Raw genomic sequence first — 21672 nt, forward strand, 5'->3', positions numbered from 1 at the left:
CTCCTGATCGATCCACGTGCACAACCGGCGAGCTCGGCATTCGTCACGACGACGCGATCACCGACTCCGCCCGTTCGATCAACGATGCCAGAGCGGTGTTCAGCCCCTCCGCACCGAGGGCGGGCAAGATCCCCGGAACCAGTGCCGACAGAGTGACCGTCACCAGAGCCTGCGGCTTCATCGCCGAGCCCATCGTTGCCGACATCTGAGCCAGTTTGGCGTGCAGAGCAGCGAAATCGACCGTCGTCGACTCGTGTTCGAGTGCCACCGCATCGGGTGCGACGGCCGCTGCGCGGGCAACGAGATCGGGCAGATCGTCCACCGTCTTGGGCTTGGTTCGCGGTGCGAACTCCGCCTTCTCCTCGTCGGAGAGGATGTCGATGGACCGCAGCACCACATCAGGATCCGAGACCACGGCGTTCAGAATCCGCAGCAACCGATCTGCGAACGTCGCGATCGACGACTCGTCGAGGATCGCCGTCGCGTAGGTGAACGTCGCCTCGATGTCGCGCAGTGCACCGGTGTCGTCGAATCGTTCGACGGCGGTCAGCTGCAGATCGAACTTGGCCTGGTCGTCGCCCGCGGGCAAGGCCTGCACCTGCAGACCCGGCAACTCGAACGATCCGGTCACGTGGTTCTGGAACGTCAGCATCGCCTGGAACAGCGGAGTGTAGGCACTCGACCGCGCCCGGCCCAGCGCGTCGACGAGCCGCTCGAACGGGACGTCGGCGTGGCCGAACGCTGCCAGATCCTTGTCCTTGGCCTGCTGCAGCAGCTCGACGAACGTGCCGCTCTGATCGAGTCGAGTTCGCAGCACGAGCGTGTTGACGAACATGCCGACGAGCTCGTCGAGTTGCTGTTCACCGCGACCGGCAGTGGGTGTACCGATGCTGATGTCGGAGGAGTTGCTCAGCCTCGAGAGCAGCACGGCGAAGGCACTGTGCACCACCATGAACGTCGTCGCCGAGTGTTCGCGAGCGATCTTCTCGATCGCCGATGCGATGTCGGTGCCGAACGAGAACTCGTACGAGGCACCCTGCATCGTCGGCCGAGGCGGTCGCGGCCGATCCAGCGGGAGCGCCAACTGTTCCGGCGCACCTGCCAACTCGGTCGTCCAATACGCCAGTTGTTTCGCGAGTGGACTCTCGGGATCGTTCTCGCTGCCGAGCACGTCACGCTGCCACAGCGCGAAGTCGGCGTACTGGACCGGCAACGGAGTCCATGCCGGCATCTCCCCCGCAACCCGAGCGGTGTAGGCCACCATGACATCGCGGATCAGCGGACCCATCGAGAAACCGTCGGCAGCGATGTGGTGTGCCACCACGGCGAGCACATGCTCGTTGTCGGCGACCTGCAGCAACGCAGCGCGCACCGGAACCGACTTCGTGACGTCGAACCCGGCACCGAGGGTCTCGGTCAGGCGGGAGATCACTGCATCCGGTTCCACCCGCTCGGGCGTCAGATCGACCCCTACCTCGGCGACGGAAACTATCTGCTGCACCGGCCCGTCCACAGAATCGGGGTACGCCGTGCGCAGAATTTCGTGGCGCCCCAGAACGTCGTCGAATGCCCCACGCAGGGAGTCGATGTCGAGTGCGCCGGTCAGCCGGACCGCGACAGGAATGTTGTACGCCGAGGAACCGGGGTCGATCCGGTTGATCGTCCACATTCTTTCCTGAGAGATCGAGAGTGGAAGCAGATCGGGTCGCTCACGAACGGTCAGTTCTCGGCGCGCACCGCCCCCGACGAGCGGGGCGATGTGGGCGGCCAGGCCTGCGACGGTGGACGCCGCGAACACTGCTCGCACCGGAATCTGGGCGTCGAGAGCCTGGCCCAGCCGCGAAACCAATTGCGTTGCGACCAATGAGTTTCCGCCGAGCGCGAAGAAATCGTCGTCGAGTCCGGCACGGTCCAGACCGAGCAGTTCCGCCACGGTGGCCGCGACGATCTCTTCGACCGGAGTGACCGGGGCGCGGAACTCGGCAACCTCGAACTGCGGTGCCGGAAGTGCCCGTCGATCCAGTTTGCCGTTGGCGTTGAGCGGAAGGGCATCGAGGACGACGAACGCTGCCGGAACCATGTACGACGGCACGGCGCGGGCGAGTTCGGCTTCGACACTCGCCACGTCGAGTACTGCTCCGGACGTACCGACGACGTAGGCGACCAGCTGGTCCCCCATCGATTCGCCGGTGTGCACCACGACGGCGGTGTCGGCCACCGTCGCCTGTGTGCGCAGGGCTGCCTCGATCTCACCGAGCTCGATGCGGAAGCCGCGAATCTTGACCTGGAAATCGGCACGCTCGATGTATTCGAGGCGGGCCGCCGCGCTTGCGCCGTCGACGATCGGAATCCGCCAGCGCACGAGGTCGCCCGTGCGATACATCCGCGTTCCGTTCGCGTCGAACGGATTCGCCACGAACCGTTCGGCGGTGAGGTCCGCACGCCCGAAATATCCTCGCGCCAGCTGTGCACCGGCGAGATACAGCTCTCCCGTGACTCCGGCAGGAACCGGATGAAGGCGCGAATCGAGCACGAACACGGCGGTGTTTGCCTCGGGCACGCCGATAGGCACGGTGACGGTGTCGGCATCGGTGACCGAATGCGAGGTCACCGACACCGCAGCCTCGGTCGGGCCGTAGAGGTTGAACAGCTCGCCGGAACCGTTGTGCCGCCGGAAGTCCTGTGCCACCGCTGCGGGCAGTGCTTCACCGATGGCCAGGACACGTCGCAGATCGGGTGACAGCTCGCCCGCAGCAACGGTGCCGAGCATCGACAACATCGACGGCACCAGATGCAACGTCGTCACCGCGTGCCGACGGATCAGCGTGAGCAGGTAGTCGGGATCGCGATGACCCTCCGGGTTCGCGATGACGAGTCGCCCACCCGAGGTCAGTTGCGACCAGAACTCCCACACCGACAGGTCGAACGTCGCTGCGGTCTTGAGCAGAGACGCATCGGTCTCGTCGAGGCCGTACTCCGCACGCAGCCAGTTCAACTGGTTCACCACTGCGCCGTGCGAGACCGCCACGCCCTTGGGCCGGCCGGTGGAGCCGGACGTGAAGATGACGTAGGCCGTGTTGTCGGCGGAGAGTTCACGGCAGCGCTCGGAGGTCTCGACCGGCGCGGGCGAGTAGCCCTCGAGATCGAGTTGCGCCAGATCGACGACCGTTGCTGCAGAGGAGATCTCCGGGCCGACAGCACCGGATGTCAGTACGCACAGCGGAGCTGCGGTCTCCAACACCAGCGCGTTGCGCTCGGCCGGCTGATCCGGATCGATCGGAACGTACGCACCGCCCGCCACGGAGACGGCGTACATGCCGACGAGCAGATCCACCGATCGCCTGATGGCAAGGCCGACAGGCACTTCGGGTCCGACACCCAGACCGATCAGATGACGGGCCAGACGCGACACCCGCTCGGAGAACTCGCCGTACGTCAGTGTGCCGTCGTCGTGCACGAGTGCAACGGCGTCACCGTTGCGCGCTGCCGAGCCCGCGAACAGATCGGCGAGCGTGGTGCCATCTGCCGAGTCGAACTCACGGTCGGTGTCGTTCCATTCCTCGACGATGGCGGGCAGCTCACCGTCGAGGAACAGATCGAGATCGCCGATCGGGGTCGCCGGCGCCGCTGTGACAGCGTCGAGCACGGCCTCGAACCGGGCTACGAGCGAACGCGCGGTGCGCTCGTCGAACAGGTCGGTCGCGTAGGTCAACAATGCATCGGCCCCGCCCGACGCCTCGTCGCCGCTCGATGCGTCGGAGACGATCAGATGCAGGTCGAACTGCGACGTTCCGGTCTCGGTGTCCAGGGCCGAGATATCCAGTCCGTCGAGCTGGAATTCTCGGCGCGCGAAGTTCTGGAACGAGAAGCCGACCTGGAACAGCGGGTGACGCGCCGTCGACCGGGTGGGGTTGACGACCTCAACGAGCCGCTCGAACGGTATGTCGGAGTTGGCGAAAGCCTGCAGATCGGTTTCCCGAGCCGCGTCGAGGAGGTCCTCGAAGCTCGCTCCGCCCGCCACGTCGAGCCGCAGCACCAACGTGTTCACGAACATCCCGACGAGGTTCTCGATCTCCGCTTCGCCGCGACCCGCGATCGGGGTTCCGACGACGATGTCCGACGATCCCGACATGCGCGAGAGCAGCACGGCGAACGCCGCGTGCACGGCCATGAACACCGTCGCGTTGCGTGCGCGTGCCAGTTCGGTCAGTCGAGCGTGCGCGGCTGCGTCGATCCGGAAGTCGACGCGGCTGCCCCGGAACGTCTGCTCGGCGGGTCGCGGGCGATCGAGCGGTAGTTCGATCTGCTCGGGCAGCTCGGCCAGAGCACTTTCCCAGTACCGAATCTGCTGCGCAGCAATCGATTCCGAATCCTCCTCGGATCCGAGAACCTGGCGTTGCCACAGCGCGTAGTCGGCATACTGCACCGGCAGCGGTGCCCACGCCGGATCGGAACCACGGGTGCGCGCGGCGTATGCGGTCATGACGTCGGTGGACAACGGCATCACCGACAGACCGTCGGCGCTGATGTGGTGGATGACCATGCCGAGTACGAATTCGGTGTTCGAGACTCGGAAGAGTGCGGTCTTCAGCGGAACCTGGGTGGTGACGTCGAACGTCGCCGACAGGAGCTCCAGAACCCGCGCGGTCACCGACTCCGCGTCGGTGTCGATCACCTCGAGAGTGGTGGGCACCTGGGACATCGGCACGATCACCTGATGCGGGCCTTCGGGTGAATCCGGGTAGACCGATCGCAGAGTCTCGTGACGTTCGATCACGTCGGAGACGGCACGCTGCAACGCGTCGACGTCGAGACGCCCGCTGAGCCGAAGCGCGAACGGGATGTTGTACGCCGTGGACTCGGAATCGAAGCGGTTGAGGAACCACATCCGCTGCTGCGCGAGCGAGAGCGGCACTCGGCTCGGTCGCGTCGATGCCACCAGCGCCGGACGCGCGCCTGCGCCCGAACCCTGCTCGACCCGCGCTGCCAGAGCCGCGACGGTCGGGGCCTCGAACAGTGCGCGGACGGGGACAGTGGTGTCCGCTGCGGCTCCCAGCCTGGACACCACCTGCGTTGCCACCAGCGAATTGCCGCCGAGCTCGAAGAAGTCGTCGTCGAGACCGACGCGCTCCACTCCGAGAACCTCGGCGAACACGTCGGCGACCATTTCCTCCACCGGAGTGGTCGGTGGTCGGAACTCACGTGTGCGCACGGCCGGCTCGGGCAGCGCTCGTCGATCCAGCTTTCCGTTGCCGGTCAACGGAATCGCGTCGAGAACCACGAACGCCGAGGGCACCATGTACTCGGGAAGGTGCTCCCCGATCGCTGCCCTGACGACGTCGATGTCGACGGTCGACTCGGCCGCGGGCACGACGTAGGCAACCAGGCGTGCGGCACCGGGCGTGTCCTCGCGCACGATCACCGCGGCCTGCCCGACGGCAGGAGCGGACGCGACGGCGGATTCGACCTCGCCCAGCTCGATTCGGAAACCGCGGATCTTGACCTGATCGTCGGCGCGACCGACGAATTCGAGTTCGCCGTCGGTCGACCACCGTGCCACGTCGCCGGTGCGGTACAGGACCGATCCGTCGCCTGCGAAAGGATCGGCGACGAACCTCGTCGCGCTCAGTCCGGGCCGACCGAGATACCCGCGCGCGACCTGACCACCGGAGACGTACATCTCCCCCGGCACGCCTGCTGGCACCAGCGACAGTCGCGAATCCAGTACGTACACCGAGAGCCCCGAGATGGCGCGTCCCACCAGAGATCCCGAAGCCTGCGCTGCGGACTGCGCGTCCACGACGCGGTGCGAGACGTGGACGGTGGTTTCGGTGATGCCGTACATGTTGACCAGTTGCGGGGATTCGTCGCCGTGACGATCGAACCAACCGGCCAGTCGTCGCAGTTCCAGCGCCTCGCCACCGAACACGATGTACCGCAACGAATAGTCGCCTGTCGAGCCTGCGGTCCGATCGACCTGATCGAGCTGGTAGAACGCCGACGGAGTCTGATTGAGAACGGTGACGTGTTCACGAACGAGCAGCTCTCGCAACGCTTCCGGCGACCTGGAGGTGAAGTAGTCGACCACGACGACGCTGCCGCCGGTGGTGAGCGGGCCCCACAGTTCCCACACCGAGAAGTCGAACGCGAACGAGTGGAACAGCGTCCACACGTCGCCTCGACCGAAGTCGAAGTGCCGCTCGGTGTTCGCCAACAGCCGTACGACGTTGCGATGTGGAACGAGCACGCCCTTGGGCTTGCCCGTCGAGCCCGAGGTGTAGATCACGTACGCCGTCGCAGCCGCGGTCGCCGGAATCGGATCGGCCACCGACACGTCGCCCGGCATCGAGGCGGTGTCGATATCGATCCGGGGAAGCGCGGCGGGTAGCTCCACGTCCACACCGGTCCACGTCAGGACGGCCACCGGACGAGAATCGGTGAGTACGAACTCGATACGGTCGGCCGGGTAGGACGGATCGATCGGAACGTAGGCACCGCCGGCTTTGAGCACCGCGAGCAGTGCCACGACGAGATCGGCGGTACGCGGCAGCACGACGGCCACCAGCGACTCCGGCCCGACTCCCTGGCCGGCGAGAATTCTCGCCAGTGCCGTCGAGGACTCGTCGATCTCTCGGTAACTCCTGGAGGCACCCTCGAACACCACTGCGGGAGCGTCCGGGTCCTCGGCCACCCGAGCGGCGAAGAGATCGACGATCGTGTCGAGCGAATCGGCAACGGCAGGCGCGTCCTGGGCGAGTGCGAGAACACGGCCGCGTTCGGCGTCGTCCATCACAGGGACGTCGCCGATTCGCTGACCAGGATTGCTTGCCACGGACTCGAGGACGCGGATCAGGCGTTCCCCGATCACACGCGCTGTGCTGTCGTCGAACAGGTCGCGAGCAAAGGTGACGTCGACGGTCATGCCGCCGTCGACGTGGTTCTCGGTGAACGTGAACTGAACGTCGAACTTGGCCGTCTCGACGTCGAGATCGACTCCGCGCACGCTCAGTCCGGGGAGCTCGAGCTCGGTCTGCTCCATGTTCTGCACGGTGAGCATCACCTGGACGAGCGGGTGCCGAGCCGCCGACCGCGGTGGGTCGAGTACCTCGACGAGCCGCTCGAACGGCACCTCGGCATGGGCGAACGCCGACAGGTCGGTCTCGCGTGCCCGAGCCAGCAGCTCGGTGAACGCGCCGCCGTGATCGATGTCGGTCCGCAGTACCAGCGTGTTGACGAACATTCCGATGACGTCGTCGAGCGCGGCCTCACCGCGTCCTGCGACCGGAGTACCGATCGCGATGTCGGTCTCACCGGACAGCCGGGCCAACAGCACGGCGAGCGAGGAGTGCAACACCATGAACAGCGAGCTCTGGTTGGCGCGGGCCACGTCGCCGAGTCGTCCGTGCGTGGCTGCGTCGAGGGCCAGCGTGATGTTGCCGCCGCGATACGACGACCTGTCCGGGCGGACGCGATCGCCGGGGAAGGTGACCTCGTCCGGCAGCGAGGCCAATGCCCTCGTCCAGTGCCGAATCTGGTTCGAGACCGGTGACGACGGATCGTCCTCGGAACCCAGAACGGCCTGCTGCCAGAGGGTGTAGTCGACGTAGCGGACGGCGAGCGGAGCCCAACCGGGCTCGGTGCCCGCGCTCCGGGCCGCGTACGCGACCATCAGATCCCGAGTCATGGGGCCGATCGAGAAGCCGTCGGCAGCGATGTGGTGGGTGACGAACGCCAGAACGTGGTGGTCCGAGCCCAGCTCGAACAACGCAGCGCGCAACGGCGGCTCCGCGGTGACGTCGAACCCGCCCATCGCCAGCGCCGCCAGCGCCGACGGCAGTTCCGCCGTGGTGGTCGCAGCCGGTACCAGATCCGGAACCACCCGCTCCGCCGGAACGATCACCTGGGAGGCGACGCCGTCGACCTCCGGGTAGACCGTTCGCAGCGACTCGTGCCGCTCGATCACGTCGGCCACTGCTGCGCGCAGAGCGGGGATGTCGAGACCGCCACTGAGCTCGATGGCGACGGGGAGGTTCTCCGTCGCGGACTCCGGGTCGAACCGGTTGAGGAACCACATCCGGCGCTGCGCGAGCGAGAGCGGTACCAGATCCGGCAAATCGGTACGCACCAGCGGAATTCGACGGCCCGAACCCGAGAGCTCGTCGAGCCTGGCCGCCAGGGCGGACACGGTCGATGCCTCGAATATCGTCCGCACGGTCACCGTGGTGTCGAGTGCAGCGCCGATTCTCGACGCCACTCTCGTGGCGACGAGGGAGTTGCCGCCGAGCGCGAAGAACTCGTCGTCGACACCGACCACATCGATGCCGAGAACATCGCGGAAGACCTCGGCCACAACGGTTTCCGATGTGGTGGTCGGTGCACGGAACACACGCTGCTCGATGTTCGGCTCCGGCAGAGCGCGACGATCGAGCTTGCCGTTGGGCGTCAGTGGCAGCGCGTCGAGCACGACGGTCGCGGCCGGGACCATGTAGCTCGCGAGCGAACGCGACGCGAACTCCGTCAGTTCGGCGACGTCGACGGTCCCGCCGACCGTGGGTACGACGTAGGCGACCAGCTGATCGCCCGCGGCAACGGTCTGCCGAACCAGTACGACGGCGGATTCCACGGACGGATGCTTGCGCAGCACGGTCTCGATCTCGCCGAGTTCGATGCGCAGTCCTCGAAGCTTGACCTGGAAGTCGGTGCGGCCCAGGTACTCCAACCGTCCTGAACCGGGGGACGCCGCGCGCCAGCGCACCAGGTCACCGGTGCGGTACATGCGCGAGCCCGGTTCTCCGAACGGGTCGGGAAGGAATCGATCGGCCGTCAGGTCCGTTCGTCCGAGATATCCGCGGGCCAGTTGAACTCCGGCGAGGTACAGCTCGCCGGCAACCCCAGGAGCGACCGGAGACAGTCGAGCGTCGAGGACATACGTTCTGGTGTTCCACACGGGGACACCGATCGGGACGAGGTCGACGTCCGCCTCCGTCACTGCGTGGTAGGTGACGTCGACGGCCGCCTCGGTGGGGCCGTAGAGGTTGTGCAGAGCCACGCCCGGCAGGACGCGACGGAGCCGATCGCCGACCTCGGCGGGCAGCGCCTCTCCTGATGCGAACAGCGTCCGCAGAGAGCCGGCCGCAGGAGACGGCGCAGCCGCCACGACGGACACGAAGACCTCGAGCAACGACGGTACGAAGTGCGCCGTGGTGACCGACTGTGCCTCGATCGTCTCGAGCAGATACTGAGGGTCGCGATGGCCGTCGGGCTTCGCGATGACCAACGTAGCGCCGATCTGCAACGGCCAGAACAGTTCCCACACCGACACGTCGAACGTGACGGGGGTCTTCTGCAGCACCACGTCGTCGGGACTCAGCTCGTACTCCGACTGCATCCACAGCAGGCGGTTGACGATCGCCTCGTGTGAGACGGCCACGCCCTTGGGCTGCCCGGTCGAACCCGAGGTGAAGATGACGTAGGCGGTGTTGGACGGTGCCAGCGCACTGATTCGGTCCGCGTCGGTGATCGGCGCATCGGAGAAGCCGGACAGATCGAGGGTGTCGATATCGAGCACCTCGTAGCCGTCGGCTTCCACCGCGTCACGTGAGGTGGTCAGCACGCAGACCGGTTCCGCGGTTCCGAGAATGTGTGCGATCCGCTCGGTCGGCTGGTCCGGATCGATCGGTACGTACGCACCGCCGGCGGCGATGATCGCGTGAATGCCGACGAGGAGTTCCACCGAGCGACGGGCAGCGATGCCCACCGCGCTCTCGGGTCCGACACCGCGGGCGATCAGGAACCGCGCCAGACGGGAGACCCGTTCCTGGAATTCGCCGTAGCCGAGCGTGTCGCCCTCGAAAATCAGTGCGGCGGAGGTCGAGTCGACCTGTCCGGCGAGCGAGGCCAACGTCTGTGCCCGGTCGAGCTCGTGCGCGGTGTCGTTCCACTCGACCAGTACCCGGCTGCGTTCGACGGGCTCGAGCAGCTCGATGTCGCCGACCACGGTCGAGAGGTTGTCGGCGACGGCTTCGAGAACAGTGATCAACCGATCGCCAAGCGTGACAACCGTGGCTTCGTCGAAGAGATCGGTGGCGTAGGTGACGTCGACGGTCATGCCCTGCGGAGCACCGCTCGGTCCGATCGACTCGACGAACGTGAACTGCAGATCGAACAGCGCGACCAGCGTCTCGAAATCGACACCCGAGACCGACAGTCCCGGCAGTTCGAGATCCTTCTGTCCCAGGTTCTGGAACGCGAGTACCACCTGCACGAGGGGATGCCGAGCCGTGGATCGGGCGGGGTTGAGAATTTCGACCAGCCGCTCGAAAGGTACGTCCACGTGGGCCAGAGCCGACAGGTCGGTCTCGCGGGTGTCGGCGAGAACCTGGTCGAATCGCCGTGACGTGTCGATCTCGGTGCGCAACACCAGCGTGTTGACGAACATGCCGATCAAGTCGTCGAGGGCGGCCTCACCGCGACCGGCGACCGGGGTGCCGATCGCGATGTCGGCCTCGCCGGACAACCGCGACAGCAGTACGGCCAACGAGGTGTGCACCACCATGAACAGCGAGGCGTTCTCTGCTCTGGCGGCATCGATCAGCGCGCGGTGCAGATCTTCGTCGATGGAGAAGCGTACGAGCGCGCCACGGTTCGACGCCACGACAGGCCTCGGTCGGTCGGACGGCACGTCGAGCTGATCCGGTAGGCCGGCCAGAGTGGCTGTCCAGTAGTCGATCTGCTGCGAGACGACCGACTGCGGGTCGTCCTCGGAACCGAGTACTTCGCGCTGCCAGAGGCTGTAATCGGCGTAGTCGACCGGCAGCGGAGACCAGAAGGGCTCCTGGTTCAGCGAGCGAGCCGCGTACGCGTTCATCACGTCTCGGGTGAGCGGGCCCAGCGAGAACCCGTCGGCCGCGATGTGGTGGACGACGAACACCAGCAGGTGCTCGGTGGGGCTGACCTCGAAGAGCCTGGTTCGGAAGGGCAGGTCCTTCGACAGGTCGAATCCGGTGGTCGCCAGTTCTCGCAACGCATCCGCGACCTCGTGCGCGGCGATGTCGACGGGCGTCAGATCCGGTGTGGCCGTGGCTGCGTCGACGATCACCTGATGTGCGGTTCCGTCGGTCTCCGGGAACACCGTGCGCAGGGACTCCTGCCGAGCCACGACGTCCGCGACCGCGATCTGCATTGCGCGACGGTCCAGCAGACCGGACAGTCGCACGGCGATCGGGATGTTGTTGGCTGCGGATTCGACGTCGAACTTGTTCAGGAACCACATCCGCTGCTGCGCGAGCGACAACGGAATGTGTTTCGGCCGTTGCTGAGGCACCAGCGGCGGACGGCTTCCGGTGGCGACCAGTGTGCCCAACCGCGCGGCCAGATCGGCCACCGTGGAGGTGTCGAACAGCTCTCGAACCGCAATTCGAGTGTCCATGGCGACGCCCAGTCGTGACACCAGTTGTGTTGCGATGAGGGAGTTTCCGCCGAGCTCGAAGAAGTCGTCGTCGAGACCGACGCGCTCGACTCCGAGGACCTGGGCGAAGACCTCCGCAACGGTGCGTTCGATGTCGTTGGTCGGTTCCCGGTACTCGGTCACCTCGAAAGCGGGATCGGGCAGAGCCTTGCGGTCGAGCTTTCCGCTGGCACCGAGCGGAAACTCCTCGAGCACGATCAGCGTCGACGGCACCATGTACTCCGCGAGTCGAGAGCGCAGGGCACCGAGGACGGCTCCGGTCTCCACCGAGGCACCGGACGGTACGACGTACCCGACGAGTTGGTCGTTGCGGACCACGACGACTGCCTGAGAGATGGAGCGTTGTGCCAGCAATGCGGATTCGATCTCGCCGAGTTCGATGCGCAGGCCGCGCAGCTTCACCTGGAAATCCGAACGACCCACGTACTCCAGCTCGCCGTCACGGTTCCACCGCACGACGTCGCCGGTCCGATAGAGGCGCTGCCCGCCCGTTGCGAACGGATGCGCCACGAAGCGATCCGCGGTCAGGTCGGGGCGGCTCACGTAGCCGCGAGCCAGCTGTGTACCTGCGAGGTAGAGCTCACCTGCGACACCGACGGGAGTGGGATTCAGTCGCGAGTCGAGCACGTACACGGCGGTGTTCCACACCGGCGCACCGATCGGCATCACGTCCGAATCCTCGTCCGTGACAGCGTGATAGGTGACGTCGACGGCAGCCTCCGTCGGACCGTACAGGTTGTGCAGCTCGACTCCCTTCACCGCTCGGCGCAGTGCACGAGCCGTGGTGGGAGCCAGTGCCTCGCCGGATGCGAACACGAGCCGCAGTGTGGCACCCGATGCTCGGCGTCGCTCCACCTCGGGGACGAAGACGGACATCATCGACGGTACGAAGTGCACCACCGAGACATGTTCGCGCGCAATGACGTCGAGCAGATACATCGCATCGCGGTGACCGTCCGGAACAGCGATGGCGACCGATGCGCCGTTCTGCAGAGCCCAGAAGAACTCCCACACCGAGACGTCGAAGGTCGACGGAGTCTTCTGCAGCACCACGTCGTCGGCGTTCAATTGATACTCGTGCTGCATCCACAGCAGGCGGTTGACGATCGCCTCGTGCGAGACTCCGACGCCCTTGGGGCGACCTGTCGATCCCGACGTGAAGATCACGTAGGCGATGTTCGAGGGCCGCAGCGGGGCTGCACGGTCGGCGTCGGTCAACGGCGTCGAGGACAGGTCCGACACGTCGAGTGTGTCGATGTCGATCGTCTCGACCCCGGCGAACTCCACGTGATCTCGCGTGGTGGACAGCACTCGGACCGGTGCGGCCGTGGCCACGATGTATTCGTTGCGATCGGCCGGCTGCGTCGGATCGATCGGAACGTACCCGGCTCCGGCCTTGACGATCGCGTACATACCCACGAACAGGTCGAGGCTGCGTCCGATGGCGAGCCCCACGAGGGTGTCGGGCCCGACACCGGTCGACACCAGATGTCGCGCAAGACGATTGGCTCTCGCCGCGAACTCCGCATACGTCAGCCGCTCCCCCTCGAACACCAGAGCCGGTGCATCGGGGGTCCGGTCGACCTGACGATCGAACAGGTCGACCAACGTCACCTGCTTCGGCACGTCGTGTTCGGTCCGGTTCCACGCCGTGACGACGCGCTCGCGCTCGCCGTCGTCGAGAAGGTCGATGTCTCCCACCGACAGCGAGGGATCTGCGACCACGGCAGTGAGCATCCGCACGAAACGTTCGGCAAATCCTCGGACCGTCGCGGCGTCGAAAAGATCGGTCGCGTAGGTCAACTCGGCTGCCATGCCCTGTCCGCGACCGTCCACTCCGATGGACTCGGTGACGGTCAGCTGCAGGTCGAACTTCGCCACCTCGGCATCGAGGGCGACGCTGTCCACCGACAGTCCGGGTAGGTCCACGTGCGTACGGGTGAGGTTCTCGAACGAGAGCATCACCTGGAACAGCGGGTGCCGCGCCTGCGACCGGGACGGGTTCAGCACCTCGACCAAGCGCTCGAACGGCAGATCGGCGTGCCCGAACGCACCGAGCGCGACCTCGCGGGCGCGGCCGATCTGCTCCGAGAACGTGCGACCCGACTCGATGTCGGTGCGCAGCACGAGGGTGTTGACGAACATGCCGACCACGTCGTCCAGGGCTGCGTCGCCGCGGCCTGCGACCGGAGTACCGATCGCGATGTCCTCGGTGCCGGACAAGCGAGCGAGCAGTACCGCCAGAGCGGCGTGCACGACCATGAACAGCGATGCGTTGTGCGTGTGAGCCAGCGAGGACAGGCCTCGGTGGACCTCGGCCGGTACCTCGAATCGGATCGACGATCCCTGGTACGACTGACGATTCGGGCGCGGCCGATCGGTCGGCAGGTCCAGCTGGTCGGGCAGACCGGCAAGCATGTCGGCCCAGTAGTCGACCTGACCGGAGATCAGCGATTGCGGATCGTCCTCGGAGCCGAGAACCGAACGCTGCCACAGGCTGTAGTCGGCGTACTGCACCTCGAGCGGCATCCACGCCGGGTTCTCCCACGCGGTGCGTGAGGCGTACGCGATCATGAGGTCGCGGGCCAGTGGACCCATCGACCAGCCGTCGGCCGAGATGTGGTGCACCACCATGGCGATGACGTGCTCGCGGGGACCGATCTCGAAGAGGCGAGCCTGAATCGGAACGTTGACCGTCACGTCGAACGTCGTCGACGCGAGCGTGAAGACCTGCCGCTGGATATCGGTCGCGGACGTCGGAACGGGCATCAGGTTCGGCACCGTCTGCGCGGCATCGAGGATGGTCTGCTGCGGGCCGGCCGCGGTGTCGGGGTAGACCGTGCGCAGCGATTCGTGACGGTCGATGACGTCCATGATCGCCACCTGCAACGCGGCGACGTCGAGTTCGCCGGTCAGTCTCAGTGCGAACGGAATGTTGTACGCGGTCGAATCGGCGTCGAATCGATTGAGGAACCACATACGCTGCTGCGCGAGCGAGAGCGGAATGCGCTCGGGCCGCACGGTTGCGACGAGCGCGACGCGGCCGCCCTCCCCTGCGGCCTGCTCCACCCGTACCGCGAGCAGCGCTACGGTCGATGCCTCGAACAGCATGCGCACCGGCACGGTCGCATCGAGAGCGACTCCGAGGCGCGAGACCACCTGCGTGGCGATCAGCGAGTTACCGCCGAGCTCGAAGAAGTCGTCGTCGAGACCCACGCGTTCCACGCCGAGAACGTCGGCGAAGACGTCGGCGACGATCTCCTCGATCGGTGTGGTCGGGGCGCGGAACTCGCGCACCTCGAACACCGGAGCCGGCAGTGCCCGGCGATCGAGCTTGCCGTTGACGGTCAGTGGGATCGCCTCGAGCACGACGAAAGCCGACGGCACCATGTACTCGGGAAGTACCTCTGCGATACCGGTTCTGATGTCTTCGATGTCGACGATCGGCCTGCCCTCGACCGCGGCGGACACCACGTAGGCGACCAGTCGAGCTGCACCGGGCGAGTCCTCGCGCACGACCACGGCGGCCTGGGTGACGGTGGGCTGCGCGGACACCGCCGCCTCGACCTCACCCAGTTCGATGCGGAATCCGCGAACCTTGACCTGGTCGTCGGAACGTCCGAGGTACTCGAGTTCGCCTGCGGAGTTCCACTGTGCGAGGTCACCGGTTCGGTACAGCAGCGATGCCTCGTCGGCTCCCGACGCGAACGGGTTCGCCACGAAGCGGACCGACGTCAGTTCCCGGCGACCGAGGTAACCGCGGGCGAGTTGTCCACCGGCGACATACATTTCGCCGGGCACCCCGACCGGAACCGGGTGCAGGCGAGTGTCCAGTACGAATACCCGCAGCCCGGCGATCGGCTTACCGACCACCGACGCACTGGTCTCGACGGACGCGGCATCGAGCGCACGGTAGGACACGTGGACGGTCGTCTCGGTGATGCCGTACATGTTGACGAGCTGGGGCGCACTGTGCCCGTGCCGTTCGAACCAGCCGGTCAGCCGTCGTTGTTCGAGGGCTTCACCGCCGAAGATCACGTACCGCAGCACCAATTCGCCGTGCGCGGTCGCCGTCGTGCGATCGGCCTCGGAGAGCTGATAGAACGCCGACGGCGTCTGGTTGAGCACCGTGACCTGCTCGTCGACGAGCAGTCGGTGGAATGCCTCCGGCGACCGTGAGGTGAAGTAGTCGACGACGACCAACGTGCCGCCGTACAGCAACGGTCCCCACAGCTCCCACACCGAGAAGTCGAATGCGTAGGAGTGGAACATCGTCCAGACGTCGTCGGCACCGAAGCCGTAGACCGAATCGGTGTTGTCGAGCAGCCGAACGACGTTGCGATGCGGAACCATCACGCCCTTGGGACGCCCCGTCGAACCCGAGGTGTAGATGACGTAGGCGACGTTGTCGGGCCGCAGCGGAGCAGTCCGATCCTCGTCGGTGACGGAATCGTCGGACACCGAGGACAGATCGACAGTGTCGATATCGAGCAACGCTGCGCCGGTACGTGATTCGACGTCGGACGGCAGTTCGACTCGGTCCGAGCCGGACAACAGAACGGTGGTGGGCCGAGCATCGTCGAGCATGTACTCGACCCGGTCGAGTGGGTAGCTCGGGTCGACGGGGAGGTATCCACCGCCGGCCTTGATCACCGCGACGAGCGCGACGACCAGTTCCGCCGACCGAGGAAGCGCTACGGCGACCAGACTTTCGGGGCCGACGCCGTGCGAGACGAGAACGCGCGCAAGGCGATTGGACTGCGCATCGAACTGCGCGTAGGTCATCGACGAGCCACCGAACCGCACAGCGACGGCGTCCGGGTGATTCGCGGCAGCTGCATCGAGCAGATCCACCAGGGTCAGCTCTCGTGAGACGTCGTTTCCCGAGACGTTCCATTGCGACACCACGGCACGGTGCTCCGCGGCGTCGACGATCGTGACATCACCGACCGGCACTGTCGCGTCCGTGGTGACCGCGTCCAGAATCGCCAGGAAGCGACGCGCGAAACTCTCGACGAGATCTTCGTCGAACAGATCCGTTGCGTACTCGAACACCGCATCGATACCCGCGGGCGCTCCGTCGTCGAGGTGCTCGGTCAGCCACAGCTGTATGTCGAATTTGGCGATGGGAACATCGAATTCGGCGGCTTCCGCGCGCAGACTGCCGACGGTGAGTTCACGAGACATCGCCGATTCGAGTGAGATCGCGACCTGGAACAGCGGGTGCCGAGACGTCGAGCGGACCGGGTTCAGCACCTCGACGAGGCGCTCGAACGGCACGTCTGCATGCGCGAACGCGGACAGATCCGTGTCACGTACGCGCGAGAGCAGATCCTCGAACGTCAACGCCGGGTCGACCTCGGTACGCAGTACGAGCGTGTTGACGAACATGCCGACCAGGTCGTCGAGTGCGGGTTCTCCCCGACCGGCCACGGGCGCACCGATAGCGATGTCGGTGGTACCACTGAGCCGGGCGAGCAGCAGCGCGTACGCCGATTGCATGACCATGAACAGCGAGGCGTTGTTCGCTCGGGCCAGGTTCGCCAGCGAGGCATGCAGATGCGCCGGAACGTCCACCCGGAGTTTGCTGCCCGCATTCGAGGACACGGCGGGCCGTGGCCTGCTCGACGGCAGCGCCAGTTGATCGGGCAGATCTTCGAGAGTCGCGCTCCAGTAGGCGATTTCGCGAGACGCCAGAGACAGCGGATCGGTCTCGGGACCGAGCACCGCTCGCTGCCACAACGCGTAGTCGGCGTACTGGACCTCGAGAGGGGTCCACTCGGGTGCGCGCCCCTTGACGCGGCTCGAGTACGCCACCAGCACGTCCCGCGCCAGTGGGCCGAACGACGCACCGTCGGCGGCGATGTGGTGGAGCACCATCGCGAGTTCGTGTTCGGTCGGTGAGATCTCGAAGAGTGCGATGCGGAACGGTGTATCGACCGTGACGTCGAATCCCTTGGCGACCAGTTCGTGCAGCCGGCCACCCAGTTCGTCGCGTTCGATGCGGACCGGCAGGATCGTCGCCGGTGTCCGTGCGGCCGTGAGTACGACCTGTTCCGGTGAGCCGTCCACTTCGGGGTAGACGGTGCGCAGCGTTTCGTGTCGATCGACAACGTCGGCGAATGCGGCAGACAGCGCCACCACGTCCAGCGGGCCGGTCAGACGAACGGAGAACGGCAGGTTGTACGCCGCAGTGGTCGGGTCGAAGCGGTTGAGGAACCACATACGCTGTTGCGCAGGTGAGAGCGGAATACGCTCGGGGCGTTCCCGCGACTCCAGAACCGGGGTGTCCGCCCCGAGCCGGGCCGCCGATTCGGCCCTGGCCGCGAGTGCGCCGACCGTGGGAGCCTCGAACAGCTCACGGACACCGAGGCGCACACCGAGAGCGCTGCCGACTCGCGTCACCAACTGCGTGGCAATCAGAGAGTTACCACCGAGCTCGAAGAAGTCCTCGTCCAGACCGACCTTGGAGGCTCCGAGCAGATCCTCGTAGATGCCCGCGACGACGTACTCCGCTCGGCTCTGCGGAGCCCGGTACTTCTTCGCACTGCTGAACACCGGTTCCGGCAACGCTTTTCGGTCGAGCTTGCCGCTGGTGTTCAGCGGCAGGGCGTCGAGGACGACGACCGCTGCAGGCACCATGTACGACGGTAGGGCGTGACCGGCGAACTCGATCGCCGCGGCCGACTCGATGGATCGTCCGGGAGCGGCGACCACATACGCCACCAACTGATCACCGGTGACCGTCTGGACCACCAACACCACTGCCTGCGAGATGGATTCGTTGGAGAGCAGAACCGTTTCGATCTCACCGAGCTCGATGCGTTGGCCGCGGAACTTGACCTGGAAATCGGTTCGTCCGATGTAGTCCAGCACTCCGTCGCTACGCCAGCGCACGAGGTCACCGGTGCGGTACATCCGCTCGCCGCCGGTGCCGAAGGGGTTGGCGACGAAGCGATCCGAGCTCAGATCCGGTCGGCCCACGTAGCCGCGCGCCAACTGGACTCCGGCAAGGTAGAGCTCGCCCGATTCGCCGATCGGGGTGGGCCGCAGCCGACCGTCGAGAACGAAGGCCCTGGTGTTCCACTCGGGGACACCGATCGGAACGGTGCGGGTGTCCTCCGGTCCGCTGGGGTGATAGGTGACCGAGACCGCGGCCTCGGTGGGGCCGTAGAGATTGTGCAGCCCCGCCGAGCACAGCGCGCGGAACGACGCTGCCGTCTCGACCGGCAGTGCCTCACCGATGACGAACACGTGGCGCAGCGAACTGCAGGTGCCCATCGGCGCGTTGGCCACGAACACCGTCAGCATCGACGGCACGAAATCGGTGATCGTGACCCGATGTTCGGCGATCTTGTTGGCCACGTAGACCGAGTCTCGATGCCCGTCGGGGGTGGCGAGCACCATCGTCGCGCCGACGCGCAGCGGCAGGAAGAATCCCCAGAGCGAGACGTCGAAGGTGGTGGCCGTCTTCTGCAGATAGACGTCGGATGCGTCCATCGGATACTCCGAGAGCATCCACTCCATCTGGTTGTGGATGGCCGCGTGTTCGACCGCGACACCCTTCGGCCGTCCGGTGGAACCGGATGTGTAGATCACGTACGCAGTATTCGAAAGTCGAAGTGGCGCAGTGCGTTCGACATCCCGAACGGGTGCCGTGGACCTCGCGGCACAGTCGACGAGATCGACCGCAACCGTCTCGGTTCCCTCGGGCAGCGCCACGTCGTCGCGGGAGGAGATCAGCACGCACCGCGGCTGTGCGGAATCCAGAATGTAGGCCGTGCGATCCGCGGGGTGGTCGGGGTCGATCGGCACCCACGCACCGCCTGCCGCGACGATCGCGTACATGCCGACGACGAGGTCGAAAGAACGGCGAATCGACAGTCCGACGAGCGTCTCGGGACCCACACCCATATCGATCAGGTGGCGAGCGAGGCCGTTCACCCGCGCCGAAAGGTCGCCGTAGGTCAGCGCCTCGCCCTCGTACACCAGGGCTGTCGCATCCGGGTTCGCGGCCGCGGCTGCCTCGAATGCAGAGAGCAGAGTCCGCGGTTCGGTCTCGTGCTCGGTGTCGTTCCACCGGTCCACGACCTGCTCGCGTTCGAGACCGTCCGTCAGTGCCAGATCCCATACCGCGTCCTTCGGTCCCGACGCCACGAAACGGGCGAAGAAATCGACGAAGCGTTCGTGGTTCCGGCCGGCTTGTTCCGGTCCGTACAGATTGGGGTTGGACTCGAAGTCGATGTGCGTGGTGGACCCGGCGACGCTGGTGTAGAGATTGAGCCCGAAATCCTCGATGAGGCCGGTCGAGAGAATGTTGATGCCGCCGACCATCGAACCGAGGCGCACCTCGCCGAAGAACAGCATGATGTTGACCCACGGGCCGAAGAACGAGGCCTGACCACTGGCCGAGCCTGCATCGCGCCGGATGTCCTCGTGCCGGTAACGCTGGTGGCGCAGGGCCCCGGAGACCTCGGCGTTGACGCGCGCGAAGAGCGTCTCGACGGTGGTGTCTCCCGACACGTCGAGCCGCAGGGGAACGACGTTGGAGACCATGCCGCCGGAACGGCGAAGTACAGCGGTGGTGCGTGCGGTGACCGGCAGCGACAGTACGACGTCTTCTCGTCCGGTCATCTGGGCGAGATAGGCGGCGAAGCCGGCGATGACGATGGTTGCCATCGTGGTGTCCGTCTCGGCACGAAGAGCCTCGAGCCGTTCCATCGTCTCGGTGGACAGAGCTGTGCTGTCGATCTGGCTCTTCGCTGCGGGCGGAGCCGTGTGCCCGGCGAGAGTGGTGACTCCGTCGATGCCGTCGATGCGTGACGCCCAGTACTCGCGGTCGGCCTCGAAACGGGTCGAATCACGGTATGCCACGTCGATGTCGTAGACCTTGGTCAGGTCCGATGCCAGGTTCTTGCTCGGCTCGGTGCCCTCCACCGCTGCGGTGTACAGCTCCGCCGCACGGTTCATGAACGTGACGGCACCGAAACCGTCGAGCACCACGTGATGCACGCGCTCGTACCAGAACCACACGTCGTCCTCCAGGCGCAGGACGGTTGCCGCGATGAGTCGGTCGCGGAGAATGTCGATCGGCGCGCTGTAGTCGCCGTGCATCCACGCCAGGGCGGCTGCCCTCGGATCGGCCTCACCGCGCAGATCGAGGTAGTTCAGAGAGTCGTCGAGAGTGGGGTCGACGATCTGACGGGGCTCGGCGTCGACCTCGACGATGCGCACGAATCCGGATTGCAGTTCGAGTGCCGCCTGCGAGGATGCTCGGCGAAGCAGCTCCACGTCGAGGTCGCCGTGAAGTTCGATGTACTGGGCGATGTTCGCGGGTACCGAGGGGTCCACGTGCTGTGCGAACCACATTCCCAATTGGGCCGGTGACAGTGGGAACGACGAATGCTCGGAACTGCCGACTCCGTCGTCGTGTCCAGCACCTTCCACACCTAGCGGGTCCAATCGAAGCCTCTCTTTCCCACAATCACACGCGCCCCCACCGGCTGCCACACGAGCAGCGATCGGCAGGCACCGAACACATCGAGCAAGTTGCTTACTTCGTTCTCTATTTTCTCACCGGAAACAACTCGAAGTTACCTTTCAGTACATATCCGTCCGTATGTACCGGACCGTTACAAGTCGATACCCGATCCGAGCTCACCCGACACACTCCGACTCGATTCGGCACCCGGTCAATCTACAGTGCCGACCGGGCGAAGACCGTCGGTCGTCATGCCGTCATGTCGAAAGCGGCGATCACCTTGTTCGGTGTCACCCGAACGATCAATTCGCCCGGAACACCGTTGCGTGCGCCGAACTCCTCGGCGCGATCGCGGCCCATGTACCGAGCCCCCAGCTCGGTGGCGGTGCGGAGCAACTCGGCGGGATCCTCGTCGACCGACGCGATGCCCTGCACCTGGACGAATCCGTACGGCGGCTCTTCGAGATCGACGGTCAGCACCACGCGGGGATCACGGCGAATCGACTTTCCCTTCGCGGTGTCGGCCCCCGTGTTGAACACGATCTCGTCGCCCTCGACGATGAACCAGACGGGGGCCACCAGGGGCCTGCCGTCGGAGGCCAGGTATCCGAGCTTGCCGGTGCGGGTACCCGTGGACAGAAACTCGCGTACGCGCGGATCGGTGATCGACGTCATCGCAGACACGCTACGCGGGTGATCCGACAGAATCGGCGATCGCGGACAC

2 protein-coding genes are annotated in these 21672 nt (G+C 65.9%); both read right to left on the bottom strand.

Annotated elements, in window-relative coordinates:
* Positions 1 to 43: 43 nt before the first annotated feature.
* Positions 44 to 20914, bottom strand: coding sequence for a non-ribosomal peptide synthase/polyketide synthase (locus tag R3P95_RS04510; protein ID WP_317547403.1), 20871 nt, complete (start codon positions 20912 to 20914; stop codon positions 44 to 46).
* A 283-nt stretch (positions 20915 to 21197) separates the two neighbouring features.
* Positions 21198 to 21623 carry a PPOX class F420-dependent oxidoreductase gene (locus R3P95_RS04515; protein WP_068051470.1) on the bottom strand — a complete coding sequence of 142 codons (426 nt, stop codon included), beginning with the start codon at positions 21621 to 21623 and terminating at the stop codon, positions 21198 to 21200.
* Positions 21624 to 21672: the final 49 nt, after the last annotated feature.

Origin of the sequence: Rhodococcus cercidiphylli (assembly GCF_033042225.1) — a bacterium.
Lineage (GTDB): Bacteria > Actinomycetota > Actinomycetes > Mycobacteriales > Mycobacteriaceae > Rhodococcoides.

Excerpts from the sequence above, each read along its gene's own strand:
- R3P95_RS04515 (WP_068051470.1), bottom strand. The coding sequence starts at position 21,623 with ATGACGTCGATCACCGATCCGCGCGTACGCGAGTTTCTGTCCACGGGT.